We start from the raw sequence: 15,643 nt of genomic DNA, 5'->3' as shown, positions 1-15,643 counted from the left end.
AGCACCAACGCGCCCTTTCGGGCGAGACCCCCATTTCGCTGCATGTGTTGCTCCTGCCCCCTGCGGACTGAGCAGAGTATCTCTGGCTCTCGTGCAGGCAGTGTCAACGGCCGCCCTGCCTGCGCGCGCTTGCCGCTGACCCGTCGTCCTGATGCGCTGGCAGGTTGTTGATAACGCCGATCCAGGCGTTTTTCACGGCGCAAGCCCAGAACACACACGGACCCGCTCGCGCAAGTCAGGCATTTACGCGCTTGCTGCGCCAGGCAGCCAGCAGCACCGCGGTGGCCGCCGCGACGTTGAGGCTTTCAACCGCACCGGTGCCTGGAATCGACAGGCTCAGGTCGCAGGCGGCGGCCAGATCGCGGTCCATGCCCTCGCTCTCGGCACCAAGCACGTAGATCACGCGCTGCGGCAACGGCGTGGCGAACAGGTCGCTGCCGCCCTGCACCACCGTTGCGGCGAGGGTGAAGCCGGCGCTGCGCAACTGCGCGATGGCGTTGTCGGTACGGCCCAGGCGCACCATCGGCACGACCTCGGCGCCGCCCTCGGCGACGCGCGCGGCCGCGCCCGACAGCGCCAGCGTCGATTGCTTCGGCAGCAGCACGGCATTGACGCCGAAATGCGCGGCCGAGCGCAGGATGGCGCCGAGGTTGTGCGGGTTGCCGACACCGTCGAGCCAGAGCGCGCACTGCGGGCCGGCCGGCAGATCGCGCAGCCAGGTGGACAACGATTCGGGTTCTGCGCGCAGCACGTCGGCGACCACGCCTTCGTGGTGGGTACTGGCGGCAAGCTTGTGCAGGTCGACCTCGTCGACCACGCGATAACCGACGCGGTTGGCGACGCACCATTTCAGCAGCGGTTGCAGCGCCGGGATGCGGTCCTCGCTGAGATAGAGCTTGCGGATCGCCTGCGGGCGGTGCGCAAACACCGCACGCACCGCGTTGAGGCCGTACAGGCGCAGCTCGACGCTGCGGCGCTCGCGCGCTGCTGCCGCGCCGCCCTGCTCGGGCTGCCCGTCATCCAGGTGTTCCTGCAACGGGCGCGGGCGTGGCGCACGCTCGATCGGACGTGCTTCGCGCTCACGCGACGGTGCCTGCCCCCAGGGACTGGCACCGGGCGATCGCGGTCGGCGGGGTGGATTACCCGGTGGGTCACGGTGCATCGTCCAAACTCCTTCGTACCTTGGCGAACACACGCAGATCGTGCAGTTCACCGAACTTGACCACGGCGCAACGCTGCGCGCCCTCTTCTTCGAAGCCGTTGTTCTGCAACACCCGCGCCGAGGCCGGGTTGTTGTCGAGCACCGTCGCCTGCAACCGATACAGCGCCAGCGCCTGCATCACCCACGGCGCGTACCGCGCGACGACGCGCGTCATCATCCCGCGTCCCCAATGGGTCTGGCCCAGCCAGTAGCCCAGCAGGGCGGTATGCCGCCGTTCGCCACGCTCCGGATGGGCCGCGATGCCACCGCAGGCGCGCCCGTCGATCTCGATGGCGAACACGGGATCGTCCAGGTTCACCACCTCGCCGGCGAGAAAACGCTCACCGTCCTCGCGGGTGTAGGGGTGCGGGAAACGGTCGCTGAGCCCGCGCACGATCTTTGCATCGTTGGCGTGCACGAGCAGGCTGGCCAGGTCATCACGCCGCCACGGCCGCAGCGCGAAGCCATCGCCGTGCAGGCGGACGTCCTGAAAATCGCGGGTAAGTGGCGCTACTGACATGGGCGATAGGGTAACCGCTGCGAGCTGGAGCGGATATTTTGGAAGGGGCGCGGGCTCGTCCGCCCTTCGACTCCGGGCGAAGGGGGATGGGCTGGCTTTTGAGCTTTTGAGTTCGACAACCCGCCATCTCGCTAGACCCGAAGGGCGGCGTGCATGGATGCACGCCGTTTTCCGACCGAGCCAGGATGGCGAGTCGGAAAATCCCCGCAGCAGTGAATCCTTAGGTTTGCCCTGTCGAGGAAGGCCGTTTCTTTTGGTTACTTTTCTTTGGGCCAGCAAAGAAAAGTGACCCGGCCGCGGAAGCGGACGGAAGCGGTTGCAGTTGCTTGCCACCACAGCAACGGCCACAACAACGTCCTTGGATGCTCGGCTACCGCCGAGGTAAAGCAGAGCCCGCCTTCGCGGGAATGACGGTGAGGGTGACCGGACCGCGGCAATGCCCACCCCGGCCCTCTCTCATAAGGGAGAGGGCGTTAAAAACTCAAGCGTGCCCGTCCACCTGCGGCGTCTCCGCCTCCAGCTTCTCCAGTTCCTGGCCGACCGCCTCCGGCGAGCGCGTGTACTTGGCCAGCAGCACATAGAACGCCGGCACGATGAACAACGACAGCAGCGTCGAGAACGACACGCCAAAGATCACCACGATGCCGATCGTGGCGCGGCTGGCCGACCCGGGCCCGCCGGCCAGCACCAGCGGCAGCGCGCCGACCACGGTCGCGATCGATGTCATCAGGATGGGGCGCAGGCGCACTGCCGAGGACTCGACGATCGCCTGGTGGATGCTGCGGCCTTCGTCGCGCAGCTGATTGGCGAACTCGACGATCAGGATGCCGTTCTTGGCCGCCAGGCCGACCAGCATGACGATGCCGATCTGCGAGAACAGGTTGAGCGTGCCGCCGGTCAGGGCCAGGCCGATCAATGCGCCGAGCACGCCCAGCGGCACCGTCAGCATGATCACGAACGGGTGGATGAAACTCTCGAACTGCGCCGCCAGCACCAGGTAGACGATCAACAACGCCAGGGTGAAGGTCAGCAGCACCGCGCCGCCGGCCTTCTGGTACTCGCGCGACTCGCCCTTCCAGTCGACCTGGGCGTGCTCGGGCAATTCTTCCTGCACCGCCTGCTGCAGCCACTCGATCGCATCGCCCAAGCGGTAACCCGGTGTCAGGCCGGCGCTGATGGTGATCGCGCGAAGGCGGTTGAAGCGGTTGAGGCTGCCCGGCTCGGCCAGCTCGCGCAGTGTCACCAGGTTCGACAACGGGATCAACGCACCGTCGCGCGCGCGCACCTGGATCGCGGCCAGATCGGCCGGCGACGCGCGCAGGGCGCGGTCGGCCTGGACGATGACGTCGTACTCCTCGCCGTTCTGCACGAAGGTGGTGACGCGGCGACTGCCCATCATGGTTTCCAGCGCGTGACCGATGTCGGTGACACTGACGCCGAGGTCGGCGGCACGCTGGCGGTCGATCTCCACGCGCATCTGCGGCCGGGTTTCCTTGTAGTCGGAATCGGCCGAGAAGAAGCCCGGGTTCTGCTCCATGCGCGCCAGCAATTTGTCGCGCCACTGCGCCAGCTCGGTGTACTCGGGGCCGCCGAGCACGATCTGGATCGGCTGGCCGCGGGTGCGCACCAGGCCGCCGCTGACCTGCGGCATCGCGCGCACGCCGGTCAGTTGGCCCAGTTCCGCACGCAGTCCTTCGGCGACGTCGGCGGTGCTGACATCGCGCTCGCGCCAGTCCTGCAGGAACACGGCAACGCGACCGGTGTGCATTTCCTCGCTGGCGCCAAAGCCGCCGGGCACGCGCGGGTTGTAGCGCTGGATGACCTGATCCGGGCCGGTGTGGCTGGCGATGATCTTCTCGACCTGCTGCACCTGCTTGACGGTGTAGTCGAAGCCGGCGCCCTCCGGCCCCAGAATGGACACCTGGAACGAGCCGCGGTCCTCCGGCGGTGCCAGCTCCGATGGCACCACCTTGAACAGCACGAAGCTCAACGCGATCGCGGCCAGCATCAGCAGGCCGAACAACCACGGCCGGTCGACACTGCGGTCGAGGAAGCGCCGATAGCGCCCGCCCAGGCCGTCCAGGCGCGCATTGACCCAACGGTTGATCGGGTTGGATTTCTCTTCGTTGTGCGGGCGCACCAGCTTGGACGACATCATCGGCGTCAGCGTCAGCGCGACGAAGGCCGAGATGGCCACCGCACCGGCCAGCGCCACCGACAACTCGCGGAACAGGCGGCCGGTGTTGCCTTCCATGAAGCCGACCGGCAGGAATACCGCGACCAGCACCGCGGTGGTCGCGATCACCGCGAACGCGACCTGCTTGGTGCCGCGCGCGGCGGCGACCAGCTTCGGCTCGCCCAAGTCGGTGCGGCGCTGGATGTTCTCGAGCACGACGATGGCGTCGTCGACGACCAGGCCGATGCACAGCACCAGCGCCAGCAAGGTGAGCAGGTTGATCGAGAAGCCGAACAGGTACAGCGGGATGAACGCGGCGATCAGGCACACCGGCACCGTCACCGCCGGGATCAGCGCGGCGCGGAAACTGCCGAGGAACAGCCAGATCACGATCAACACCAGCACGATCGCCTCGGCCAGCGTGTGGTAGACGCGCTCCACCGCCGACTCGATGAACACCGTGGTGTCGAACGCGACGAAGATGTCGGTGCCCTGCGGCAGCGACGGGCGGATGCGGTCGGCTTCCTCGCGGATCGCGCGGGTCACGTCGAGGCTGTTGGCGGTGGAGGTCTTGACGATGCCCAGGCCGATGTTGGGTTCGCCGTTGCTGCGGTAGTAGGCACGGCGCTCGGATGTGCCGAGCTCGATCTTGCTGACATCGCCCAGCCGCACGACATAGCCGTCGCTGCCCTTGGCTAACGGGATCTGGGCGAAGTCTTCGGGCTTCAGATAACCGCGCGCCACGCGCAGCGTGAAATCACGCGCGTCGGATTCGATGCGACCGGCCGGCAGTTCGACGTTCTCCGCGCGCAACGCGGCCTCGATATCGTTGACGGTAATGCCACGCGCAGCCAGCGCGTCGCGGTCGAGCCACACGCGCATGGCATAACGCTGCTGGCCGCCGATGCGCACCTGGGCCACGCCGTCGACCGACGACAGCCGGTCAACGACGTAACGCTCCGCGTAGTCGGACAGCTGCAGCGTGTCCATCTGCTTGGAGTTCATGTTGAGCCACAGGATCGGGTCGGAATCGCTCTCGACCTTCTCGATCTCGGGCGGGTCGGCCTCCTCGGGCATGCGGTCGAGCACGCGGCTGACCGAGTCGCGCACGTCGTTGGCGGCGGCTTCGATCTCGCGCGACAGGCTGAACTCGATGCTGATCGAGGCGCGGCCGTTGACGCTGCGCGACTCGATCGTCTCGATGCCCTCGATGCCGGCCAGGGCGTCCTCGAGGATCTGGGTGACGCGGGTCTCGACCACCGCCGCCGACGCGCCCGGATAGGTCACGTCGACCGACACCACCGGCGGGTCGATCGCCGGCAATTCGCGCAGGGTCAGGCGCGAGAACGCCATCACGCCGAGCACGATCAACAGCAGGCTCATCACGGTGGCGAACACCGGACGGCGGATCGACAGGTCGGAAATGTTCATGGCGCTCAGCCTCGGGCTTGGTCGGGCTTGGCTGCTGCAGGCGGGGCGTCACCGGGCTTGGCCCCGCCTTCGACGATCTTGCTGCCGACCCGCAGCTTGCCGGTGCCATCGACGACGATGCGGTCGCCGGCGTTCAGGCCTTCGGTGACCTCGGCCAGGCCGTCACGGCGCGTGCCGACCTTGACGTCGGCGCGCTCGACACTGCCGTCGGGCTTGACCCGGAACACGTAAGAGTCGGTGCCGACCTGCACGATCGAGATTTCCGGCACCAGCAGCGCCTGCCGCTGTGGCCGCGACAGCGTCATCTGCAGCAGCATGCCCGGGCGCAGCGCGCGGTCACCATTGGCGAAGTCGCCGCGCACGGTGACCGCGCGCGTGGCCTCGTCGACGCGCGCATCGATGGTGCTGACCGCGCCTTCGAACGTGCGACCCGGGTAGGCCGCGCTGGTGCCGCTGACCTGCTGACCGGTGGCCAGGCTGGCGAGCATCGCCTCCGGCACCGGGAAGTCGACGTAGACGCGCTCGGTGTCGTCGAGCGTGGCGATCGCCGTGCCCGGCGTGACCAGCGAGCCCGGGCTGACCTGGCGGATGCCGAGCACGCCGGCAAACGGCGCGCGGATCACGCGGTCGCCGAGATCGGCGCGCATCTGCGCGACGCGGGCGCGGGTGGCATCGCGCAGCGCGCGCTGGGTGTCCAGCGCCGAACGCGCCACCAGCTGTTGCGCGGCCAATTCGCTCTGGCGCTGGTACAGCGCCTCGGCCTCCTTGGCGGCGGCCTCGGACTGGCTCAGGGCGGCCTGCTGCTGGCGACCGCTCAAGGTGATCAGCGGCGCGCCGGACTTGACCACGTCGCCACTGTTGAAATGCACCTGCTCAACGGTCTCGCTGACCTTGGCGGTGACCGTCACCGACTCGCGCGCCTTGACGTTGCCGAGCGCCAGCACGGTGTCGCTCCACGGCTGCACCCGCACCTGCGCGGTGGTGACCGGCACCGGCCGCTCGCCGCCGTTCTGCTGCGCCGCACCGTCGCGGCCGCAGGCGGCCAGGGCGATGACAAAAAACAGGGCGCAACTCGCGCGGAGTCCAATGGTGGGTCGCATGCGTCTCTCTGAACGTGGGAAGCGAGTGGCTCGAAGCCGGAACGGCTTGAAGCCAGAGCAGTTTGAAAATCGGGACGATTCTAGCGGTCGCAGGTAAACGCCCGCCTGGGCCATTGGTTGACAGCACAATGCGCACAGCCGCGTGACGCGACGGGCACGGCGCAACTGGACAACGGTCACGGCTGTGGCACTCTGCGCCGACAGCCGCGTCGACGCCAGCATCCTGAACGCGCGATGCCCGGCCCCGCCGCATCGGCGCCATGGCCGCACCGGCAGCGGGGCGCCGTATTACCGACTTCCCGCCCCGCAAGGAGTCGCCCCATGATCCACGACAGCATCCTCGACACGATCGGTTCCACTCCGATCGTGCGCCTGCAGCGACTCGCTCCGGCCCGGGTCACGTTGTATACCAAGGTCGAATCGTTCAACCCCGGTGGCTCGGTCAAGGACCGCCTGGCGATCGCGATCATCCTCGACGCCGAGGAAAAGGGCCTGCTCAAGCCCGGCGACACCGTGATCGAGGCGACCTCGGGCAACACCGGCGTGGCCCTGGCGATGGTCTGCGCCGCGCGCGGCTACAAGTTCGTGGCGACCATGACCGAGACGTTCTCGATCGAGCGGCGCAAGCTGATGCGCGCCTACGGCGCCAAGGTGATCCTGACACCCGCCGCCGAACGTGGCAGCGGCATGGTGCGCAAGGCCGCAGAACTCGCTGAGAAGCACGGCTGGTTCCTTGCCCGCCAGTTCGCCAATCCTGCCAACCCGGCCTACCACCGCCAGACCACGGCGGCGGAGATCCTGCGCGACTTCGCCGGCCGGCGTCTGGACCATTTCGTTACCGGCTGGGGCACCGGCGGTACCCTGACCGGCGTCGGTGAGGTGCTCAAGGTCGCGCGCCCGGACGTGCGCATCACCACCTGCGAGCCGGCCGGTGCCGCGCTGCTGTCGGGCAAGGAGTGGCAGCCGCACAAGATCCAGGGCTGGACCCCGGACTTCGTGCCCGAGGTGCTCAACCGCCAGGTCGCCGACGCGATCGTGCCGATCGACGACGTCACCGCCCGCGACACCGCGCGCCGTCTGGCCGCCGAAGAAGGCCTCTTCGTCGGCATTTCCGCCGGCGCCACCGTTGCCGCCGCGCTCGAGGTCGCCAAGGACGCCGACGACGGTGCGGTGATCCTGGCGATGCTGCCCGACACCGGCGAGCGCTACCTGAGCACCTTCCTGTTCGAAGGCGTCGACGAGGGCTCCGACGACGCATGGCTGGCCGGGCTGGCGTAGCACGAACTTGCGTAAGTGCAGGACGATCGATGTCCGCGAGTTTCCGCAGTGCGACGAGCGCTGATTACAGGCCTGCAGATCACCGCTGATCGTTTTCTCAATCCCCGCACATCGGTGCGGTTAACGCCCTTGTAACTTCCAATCGTCGGCCCGTGAGGCCCGAACCGTAGGTAGTTGCCATGACGCACGCCACGTTGAGCCGCGCCATCCGACGCGCATTGCTCGCCGCCCTGGTCACCAGTGCCGCGCCCACCGTCCTCGCCCAGGACGCTGCCGCGACCCAGGACGCACCAACCACGCTCGATCGCATCGAGGTCACCGGCACCAACATCCGCCGCACCGACACCGAGACCGCGTCGCCGGTACAGGTGATCACACGCCGGGACATCGACCGCACCGGCAAGGCCACCGTCGCCGATTACCTGCAGACCCTCACCTCCGACGGCGCCGGCTCGCTGCCCAAGACCTTCGGCAACGGCTTTGCCGGCGGCGGCACCGGCATCTCGCTGCGCGGCCTCGGCGCCGGGTCGACGCTGGTGCTGTTGAACGGTCGTCGCATGGCGCCGTTCGGCCTGGCCGACGACGGCCAGAAGGTGTTCACCGACCTGAGCACGATCCCGATGGAAGCGGTCGAGCGCGTCGAGGTGTTGAAGGACGGCGCCTCGGCCATCTACGGCTCCGATGCGATCGCCGGCGTGGTCAACATCATCCTGCGCCGGGATTTCACCGGCGTCGTGCTCAAGGGTTCGTACGGCCTGTCCGGCGACAGCGATGGCGATGCCAAGAAGGCCTCGATCACCGCCGGCGTCGGCGATCTGGTGGAGGACGGTTACAACTTCTTCACCAGCCTCGAGGCCAGCAAGACCGACGCGATCCAGCTCACCCAGCGCCGCAACCGCAAGTGGATCGGCAACGGCGACCTGCGCCCGTACGGCTACGGCATCGCCAGCGGCCAGTTCTTCCCGCTGCAGGGCGCCATCACCGGCGGCGGCACCGTCGCGGCCAATGCCGGCAGCCCGGTCGGCAACCTCCGCGACCCGGCCACGGCGCTGTTCCAGTCGCTGCCCGGCTGCGCGCAGTTCTCCACCATCAGCCCGCCCGACCCGGGCGGCGGCTGCCTGTGGGAGACGCACCGCTTCCGCAGCCTGACCCCGAGCGAAGAGTACGTGAACTTCTTCGCGCGCGGCAGCTTCGCCCTGTCCGACCGGGCCGAGCTGTACACCGAGTTCGGCTACTCGAAGAAGAAGAGCGAGTTCCGCAACACGCCCTCGGGCGTGTCTGGCACCTGGGGCTTCCCCGGCGGCCCGGTCAACGCCAGCAGCGGCCCCGGCGCCACCGTGCTCGGCGCGAGCCACCCCGACAACCCGCTCGGCGTCGATGCGCGGCTGCGCTACGCGGCCTTCGACGTCGGCCCGCGCGTCACCTTCAACGACAACCAGTTCTCGCGCTTTTTGATCGGCATCAAGGGCAGCGGCGAGGCCTGGGACTACGACGTCGGCTACCTGCACTCGGAGACTGACCTGGTCAACACCCGCACCGGCTTCCTGCGCTACAGCGCGGTCCGCACCGCCCTCACCGACCCCAACAGCCCGGTCGGTTACTGGCGCATCGGTGGCGACGCCGGCCTCAATTCCGCGGCCTTGTACGCGTTCATCTCGCCGACGATCCACGCCAACGCCAGCACCCAGCTGGACGTACTCGACGCGCGGGCCTCGCGCTCGCTGATGGACCTGCCCGGTGGCGCGCTGGGCCTGGCCCTGGGGGCCGAGTACCGCCGTCAGGAAGTCGAGCTGACGCCGCAGACCTTCACCGATGTCGGCGACATCATCGGCCTGGGGTTTTCCGCCTACAGCGGCAAGGAAGAAGTCGCCGTGGCCTATGCCGAACTGCTGGCACCGGTCGCCGAGACGCTCGAATTGTCGGCGGCGTTCCGCGTCGACAGCTACAAGGACGGCGAGACCTCGACCACGCCCAAGGCCGGCATCAAGTGGACGCCGGCGCCGTGGATTTCGCTGCGCGGCACCTACGCCGAGGGCTTCCGTGCGCCGAATCCGGCCGAATCGGGTGATGGCGGCGCCGCGGGATTCTCCACCGCGCAGGATCCGGTGCGTTGCCCCGGCGGCACACCGGCACCCGGTGCCGTGCCCTCCGACTGCAACACGCCGGTGGCGATCATCACCTCACCCAACCCGGACCTGTTGCCGGAGGAATCGAAGAGCTACACCCTCGGGCTCGTGCTGGAACCGACATCGACCACTTCGGTGACCCTCGACGCCTGGGAGATCAAGCGCAGCAACGAGATCAATCCGGGCAGCACCGAGGAAGCCATCGCCGCCGGTAGCGTCGTGCGCGACGACAACAACCTGCCCGGCGTCCCCGACAGCGGCACGCTGCTGGCCGTGGAAGTCGACTACATCAACTCGGCGCAGACCCGGGTGCGCGGCATCGACCTCGACATCCGCCAGCGCGTGGAGATGGAGCGCTTCGGCGACCTGCTCTTCGACCTGCAGTGGAGTCACATCAACTCCTACGAGCGCACCGACGCCTTCACCCACCAGTACGCCGGCACCCACGGCAACTGCGACGTGAGCAACTGCATCGGCACCCCCGAGGACCGGATCAACTTCGGCGCCACCTGGGACATGGACGTGTGGAGCGTGAGCGCGATCGTGAACTACATCAGCAGCCTCGATAACATCACCGAGGAGAAAGACGAGAACGGCAACCCATCGCCCTGCGCGAACTCCTTCGCCGACGGTTCCGATGCACCGCGCGGTTGCAAACTGCCGTCGTTCTACACGATCGACCTGTCGGGCCAATGGAACGTGACCGAGTCGCTGCAGCTGTTCGGTTCGGTGCAGAACCTCACCGACAAGATCGCGCCCCTGGACCCGCTGACCTACGGCGCGGTGAACTACAACCCGCTGCATTCCAGCGGTGCGATCGGGCGGTACTTCACGGTGGGGGTGCGCTACGAGTTCGAATGAACCTTCTCAGATGATGCCCAGAACAATTGTGTTTGTTCGTCGCTTCCGCGAGAACCACCTCACCCCGATGGTAGCCAAGCCCCAGTACCGTTGATTTCGGCCGGTTGAAGTCGCTGGACCTTCATCACCGGCCATCGGGGGCCTGGCCCGATGGCGCTGAGCGTCACTCACCCCTGCGGCACCCCGGCCATGTCGGGCAAGTGATGGGCCACGCCCTTGTGGCAATCGATGCAGGTCTTTTCGCGGCTGCCCAGCCAGCGCTGGTGGATCTGCGCCGAGCGCGGCGATTGCCGGGTCAGGTCCATCGAGTCGTAGTCGTGGCAATTGCGACACTCCAGCGAGTCGTTGGCCTTGAGCCGTGCCCATTCGTGCTGGGCCAGCACCAGGCGGTGGTTGAGGAACTTCTCGCGCGTGTCGATGGTGCCGAACAGCTTGCCCCAGACTTCCTTGGAGGCCTGCATCTTGCGCGCGATCTTGTCGGTCCAGTCATGCGGTACGTGGCAGTCCGGACAGGTCGCGCGGACGCCGGAACGGTTGCTGTAGTGGATCGTGGTCTTCAGTTCCGCGAACACGTTGTCGCGCATCTCGTGGCAACCGGTGCAGAACTTTTCGGTGTTGGTCAGCTCCAGCGCGGTGTTGAAGCCGCCCCAGAAGACCACGCCGGCGATGAATCCGCCCAGCGTGAGGAACCCCAGGCTGTAGTGCACGCTGGGCCGGCGCAGGGTCTGCCAGAACTCGGCGAGCAACAGCTTGGTCCGGCGCCACATCTCAGTTCACCTTCTCGCTGGACAGCATCGCGTCCACGTCCTTGAAGGTGTTGGCCACCAGTGGCTTGGCGTCGGTCTGGACGACGTGGCACTGGTTGCAGAAATAGCGGCGCGCAGAGATCGACGCCAGGAACTGGTCGTCGCGGTCCATGTAGTGGGTCACGCTCACCGGCGGCGCCTGGAAGGAAGCGGCATTGGCGCGCGCATGGCAGAGCATGCAACGGTTGGCGTGCTTGTCGACCTGGTAACCGTCGATGGTGTGCGGGATGGTTGGCGGCTGCATCGGGTAGGCCCGGTCGCGCTTGACGTCGAAATTCTCGACCCGGGCCATCGGCAGCGGCGAGGCCTCCATGTCGATCGGCACGCCACGGCGCAAGGCATCGACCTGCCCGCCGACATGCATCGCATCGTGCAGGTCGCGCGCCACCGGCGCCGATGCGGCCGGTGCCGACGCTTCAGGCCGGGGACGCAGCAACAACACGATGACGGCGATCAGCAGCACCGCCGCCAGCGATGCCAGGGCGAGGATGAGGACGCGGCTGTTGATCTGCATGTCGTTCTCCCTCTCTTAGCCCGCCAGCACCTTGACCGCGCACTTCTTGTAGTCGGTCTGCTTGGAAATCGGATCGGTCGCATCCAGCGTGACCTTGTTGATCAACTGCCCGGCATCGAACCACGGCACGAACACCACACCGGGCGGCATCCGGTTGCGACTACGGGTCTCGATCCGAGAACGCATTTCGCCGCGGCGCGACACCACGCGGACCTCATCGCCGCGCTTGAAACCACGTTTCTTGGCATCGTCGGGATGCATGAACACCACCGCGGTCGGGACGGCCCGGTACAGCTCCGGCACGCGCATCGTCATCGAGCCCGAATGCCAGTGCTCGAGCACGCGACCGGTGACCAGCCACAGGTCGAAATCGGCATCCGGCATTTCCGGCGGCGGCTCGTACGGCAAGGCCCAGATCACCGCGCGGCCATCGGGGTTGCCGTAGAACTGGAAACCGCTGCCCGGCTTGACATAGGGGTCGGTGCCTTCGCGGTAACGCCACAGCGTTTCCTTGCCTTTCACCACCGGCCAGCGCAGGCCGCGCTCGCGGTGGTAGGTATCGAACGGCGCCAGATCGTGGCCGTGACCGCGACCGAACTCGGCGTACTCCTCGAACAGGCCCTTCTGCACGTAGAAGCCGAACGCCGCGGACTCGTCGTTGGCGTAACCCTTCTCGATCTCGGTCACCGGGAAGCGGTCGACCTTGCCGTTCTTGAACAGCACCTCGAACAAGGTCTTGCCCTTGAACTGCGGGTTGGCCGCCAGCGTCTGCGCGGTCCAGCACTCGTCGGTGGTGAAACGCTTGGAGAACTCCATCAGCTGCCACAGGTCCGAGCGCGCCTCGCCCGGCGCCTTGACCAGCTGGTGCCAGAACTGGGTGCGCCGTTCGGCGTTGCCGTAGGCGCCTTCCTTCTCCACCCACATCGCCGCCGGCAGGATCAGGTCTGCGGCCTGCGCGGTCACGGTCGGGTAGGCATCGGAGACGACGATGAAGTTGGCCGGGTTGCGATAACCCGGGTACGTCTCCTGCATCAGGTTCGCCGCGGCCTGCATGTTGTTGTTGACCTGCACCCAGTAAGCGTTGAGCTTGCCGTCCTTGAGCGCGCGGTTCTGCTCGACCGCGTGGTAGCCGGGCTGGTCGTGGATGGTCCCGTGCGGGATCTTCCAGATCTCCTCGCTGTGTTTGCGATGCTCGGGATTGGTCACCACCATGTCGGCCGGCAGGCGATGGCTGAAGGTTCCGACCTCGCGCGCGGTGCCGCAGGCGGACGGTTGCCCGGTCAGCGAGAACGGGCTGTTGCCGGGCGTGGAAATCTTGCCGGTCAGCAGGTGCAGGTTGTAGACCATGTTATTGGCCCACACCCCGCGCGTGTGCTGGTTGAAACCCATGGTCCAGAACGACATCACCTTGACCTTGGGGTCGGCGTACAGCTCGGCCAGCTGCTGCAGCCAGCCGCGCTCGACGCCGGTCATCTCCACCGCCTTGTCCAGCGTGTACGGCGCGACGAACGCGGCGAACTGCTCGAAGTCAATTGCCTCTCCGCCGTTCGGGTCCTTGGCGTGCTTGGCCTTGAGTTCGAGCGGGTTGTCCGGACGCAGGCCGTAACCGATGTCGTCGTTGCCGCGCTTGAACGTGGTGTGCTTGTCGATGAAACCCTTGTTGACGCGACCGGTCTGGATGATGTGGTTGGCGATGTAGTTCAGCATCACCAGGTCGGACTGCGGCGTGAACACGATCGGGATGTCGGCCAGTTCGAAGCTGCGGTGCTCGAAGGTGGACAGCACCGCCACCTTGACGTGCGGATGCGACAACCGGCGGTCGGTCACCCGGGTCCACAGGATCGGGTGCATCTCGGCCATGTTCGAACCCCACAACACGAACGCATCGGCCGCCTCGATGTCGTCGTAGCAGCCCATCGGTTCGTCCATTCCAAAGGTGCGCATGAAGCCCATCGCCGCCGAGGCCATGCAGTGGCGCGCGTTCGGGTCGAGGTTGTTGCTGCGGAAGCCGGCCTTGAACAGCTTGTTGGCGGCGTAGCCCTCCCAGACCGTCCACTGGCCGGAGCCGAACATGCCGACCGCGCCCGGCCCCTTCTCCTTCAGCACGCGCTTGAACTGCGCGGCCATCACGTCGAAAGCCTCGTCCCAGGACACCGGCGTGAACTCGCCGTCCTTGGCGTAGGCGCCGTTCTTCTTGCGCAGCAGCGGCTGGGTCAGGCGATCGGCACCGTACAGGATCTTGGAGAGGAAATAGCCCTTGATGCAGTTCAGGCCACGGTTGACCTCGGCGTGCACGTCGCCGTGCGTGGCCACCACCTGCCCGCCCTTGACCGCCACATTGACGCCGCAACCGGTGCCGCAGAAACGGCACGGTGCCTTGTCCCACTTCAACTGGGTCAGGTCGCCTTCGAGCAGGACGTTGGCCGCGTCGCTCGGCAAGGTCAGGCCCGCTGCGGTGGCCGCCGTCGCGACGGCGGTATTGCGGATGAATTCCCGCCGCGTGATCGTCATGTGCCTGCTCCTGAAGTCGCAAGATCGTGTGGCATGGGCTCGCCTGGCATGGGTTCGTCCAGCATCGGTTCGTCCAGATCCACGCGCGGTTCGGCGTGGTGGTAGACCAGCGACACGCTGAGCACGCCCGGCACCGCCTGCAGGGCATCGATGCGCTGCATCAGTGCGTACTGGTCGTCGGTTTCGCACAGCACCACGCACTGGCACGGCGCCTGCACCGCGAGGTCCAGCTCGGGATGGGCGGCAATCAATGCCGCCAGCGCGATGCCGGCTTCGTGCCTGTGCTGCACCAGCAAGCTGGAGATGTGCACTTCATCGGTCATGGCCCGGCCTCGCATGCGGCGGCGTCGCGCAGCTCGATCGCCGCCGTTGGACACACGCCCACGCAGGCACCGCAGCCGGTGCAACGCGCGTTGTCGATCTGCGGAGTGGCCACGCCCACGACCGGGCGAAAGCCGATCGCCTGCTCCGGGCAGTGGTCACGGCAACTGACACAGACCACGCCGTTGCGCGCCAGACAATCCGCGCCGACGCTGGCCATCCAGTGCCACGGCGGCTGCCCGACAGCACGATCCAGCGCGCGCGCCGTGCAGGCATCCGCACATTCGCCGCAGAAGGTGCATTCACCGCGCTTGGGGTCGAATTCGGGGTAGCCGCCGGCGCCGCGCACGAGCACCTGCTCAGGGCAACGCTCGATGCACGCACGGCAGCCGGTGCAGGCATCGAGAAATTCAACTTCAGCCAAGGCCCAGGGCGGCCGATGGATCGGGTCCGCGCGTACCCGGCCGCGCAACAGGGCGCGACGAACGAGGTCCGGTGTGACCGTGGCGGACATGGCGTCTAGCCGCCGGTCGGGGGGCCGCTGAACATCTGCCAGATCCACACCGCGAACCCGAAGGCCGCGACCGTGCCGACCGCCAGCACCGGGAACAGCACCACGGCGAGCAGCAGGAAGACATTGCGCTCCCTGCGCTTGCGTCCGGCATCCGATGGTGACGACGACATACCTCTGCCCCTCCCCAGCACTCACGCCCGGTGGAACCAGAATCTGCGGGCCGAGCTTACCCCGCCCTCACAAGGTGGATGTCATGGCCGTGTGAGCGTTCCCACTGCCCGCAG

At 67.2% G+C, this 15,643-nt stretch carries 12 protein-coding genes; 2 read left to right on the top strand and 10 right to left on the bottom strand.

Annotated elements, in window-relative coordinates; translation table 11 throughout:
* Window positions 1-235: 235 nt before the first annotated feature.
* From ACFOLC_RS07600 to ACFOLC_RS07585, 4 genes are all read right to left on the bottom strand, one after another.
* Window positions 236-1,162 carry a TrmH family RNA methyltransferase gene (locus tag ACFOLC_RS07600; protein ID WP_386758650.1) on the bottom strand — a complete coding sequence of 309 codons (927 nt, stop codon included), beginning with the start codon at window positions 1,160-1,162 and terminating at the stop codon, window positions 236-238.
* On the bottom strand, window positions 1,152-1,721 hold the full coding sequence (locus tag ACFOLC_RS07595) for a GNAT family N-acetyltransferase (RefSeq protein ID WP_386758649.1): 570 nt from the start codon (window positions 1,719-1,721) through the stop codon (window positions 1,152-1,154). The genes ACFOLC_RS07600 and ACFOLC_RS07595 overlap by 11 nt, the downstream gene beginning before the upstream one ends.
* 481 nt (window positions 1,722-2,202) lie before the next feature.
* Window positions 2,203-5,328 (bottom strand): efflux RND transporter permease subunit, encoded by a 3,126-nt coding sequence (locus ACFOLC_RS07590; protein WP_386758648.1) that lies wholly within the window; start codon window positions 5,326-5,328, stop codon window positions 2,203-2,205.
* Window positions 5,329-5,333: 5 nt separating this feature from the next.
* Complete coding sequence (locus ACFOLC_RS07585) at window positions 5,334-6,428, bottom strand: efflux RND transporter periplasmic adaptor subunit (RefSeq protein WP_386758647.1); 1,095 nt, start codon at window positions 6,426-6,428, stop codon at window positions 5,334-5,336.
* Window positions 6,429-6,749: 321 nt separating this feature from the next.
* Between ACFOLC_RS07585 and cysK the strand changes: the two genes are divergently transcribed.
* Window positions 6,750-7,706 carry a cysteine synthase A gene (gene cysK, locus ACFOLC_RS07580; protein WP_386758646.1) on the top strand — a complete coding sequence of 319 codons (957 nt, stop codon included), beginning with the start codon at window positions 6,750-6,752 and terminating at the stop codon, window positions 7,704-7,706.
* Between the two features lie 179 nt (window positions 7,707-7,885).
* Window positions 7,886-10,693, top strand: a complete 2,808-nt coding sequence (locus ACFOLC_RS07575) for a TonB-dependent receptor (protein WP_386758645.1) — start codon at window positions 7,886-7,888, stop codon at window positions 10,691-10,693.
* Between the two features lie 167 nt (window positions 10,694-10,860).
* Here ACFOLC_RS07575 and ACFOLC_RS07570 read toward each other — a convergent pair whose 3' ends face one another.
* Genes ACFOLC_RS07570 through napE form a run of 6 tightly spaced genes read right to left on the bottom strand, consistent with a single transcriptional unit; the run spans window position 10,861 to window position 15,529 of the window.
* A complete protein-coding gene (locus ACFOLC_RS07570; protein WP_386758644.1) occupies window positions 10,861-11,460 on the bottom strand; it encodes a cytochrome c3 family protein in 600 nt (199 codons plus the stop codon).
* 1 nt (window position 11,461) lies between these two features.
* Window positions 11,462-12,013 (bottom strand): nitrate reductase cytochrome c-type subunit, encoded by a 552-nt coding sequence (locus ACFOLC_RS07565; RefSeq protein WP_386758643.1) that lies wholly within the window; start codon window positions 12,011-12,013, stop codon window positions 11,462-11,464.
* Window positions 12,014-12,028: 15 nt separating this feature from the next.
* Window positions 12,029-14,524, bottom strand: a complete 2,496-nt coding sequence (napA, locus tag ACFOLC_RS07560) for a periplasmic nitrate reductase subunit alpha (protein WP_386758642.1) — start codon at window positions 14,522-14,524, stop codon at window positions 12,029-12,031.
* Window positions 14,521-14,847 (bottom strand): chaperone NapD, encoded by a 327-nt coding sequence (locus ACFOLC_RS07555; protein WP_386758641.1) that lies wholly within the window; start codon window positions 14,845-14,847, stop codon window positions 14,521-14,523. Before ACFOLC_RS07555 ends, napA begins: the two co-directional genes overlap by 4 nt.
* Window positions 14,844-15,359 (bottom strand): ferredoxin-type protein NapF, encoded by a 516-nt coding sequence (napF, locus tag ACFOLC_RS07550; protein WP_386758640.1) that lies wholly within the window; start codon window positions 15,357-15,359, stop codon window positions 14,844-14,846. Before napF ends, ACFOLC_RS07555 begins: the two co-directional genes overlap by 4 nt.
* Before the next feature lie 5 nt (window positions 15,360-15,364).
* Window positions 15,365-15,529, bottom strand: coding sequence for a periplasmic nitrate reductase, NapE protein (gene napE, locus ACFOLC_RS07545; RefSeq protein ID WP_386758639.1), 165 nt, complete (start codon window positions 15,527-15,529; stop codon window positions 15,365-15,367).
* Window positions 15,530-15,643: the final 114 nt, after the last annotated feature.

It is taken from the genome of Lysobacter cavernae (assembly GCF_042648505.1).
Classification (GTDB): Bacteria; Pseudomonadota; Gammaproteobacteria; order Xanthomonadales; family Xanthomonadaceae; genus Lysobacter_L; species Lysobacter_L cavernae.
This window is presented reverse-complemented; position numbering and strand designations above follow the sequence as displayed.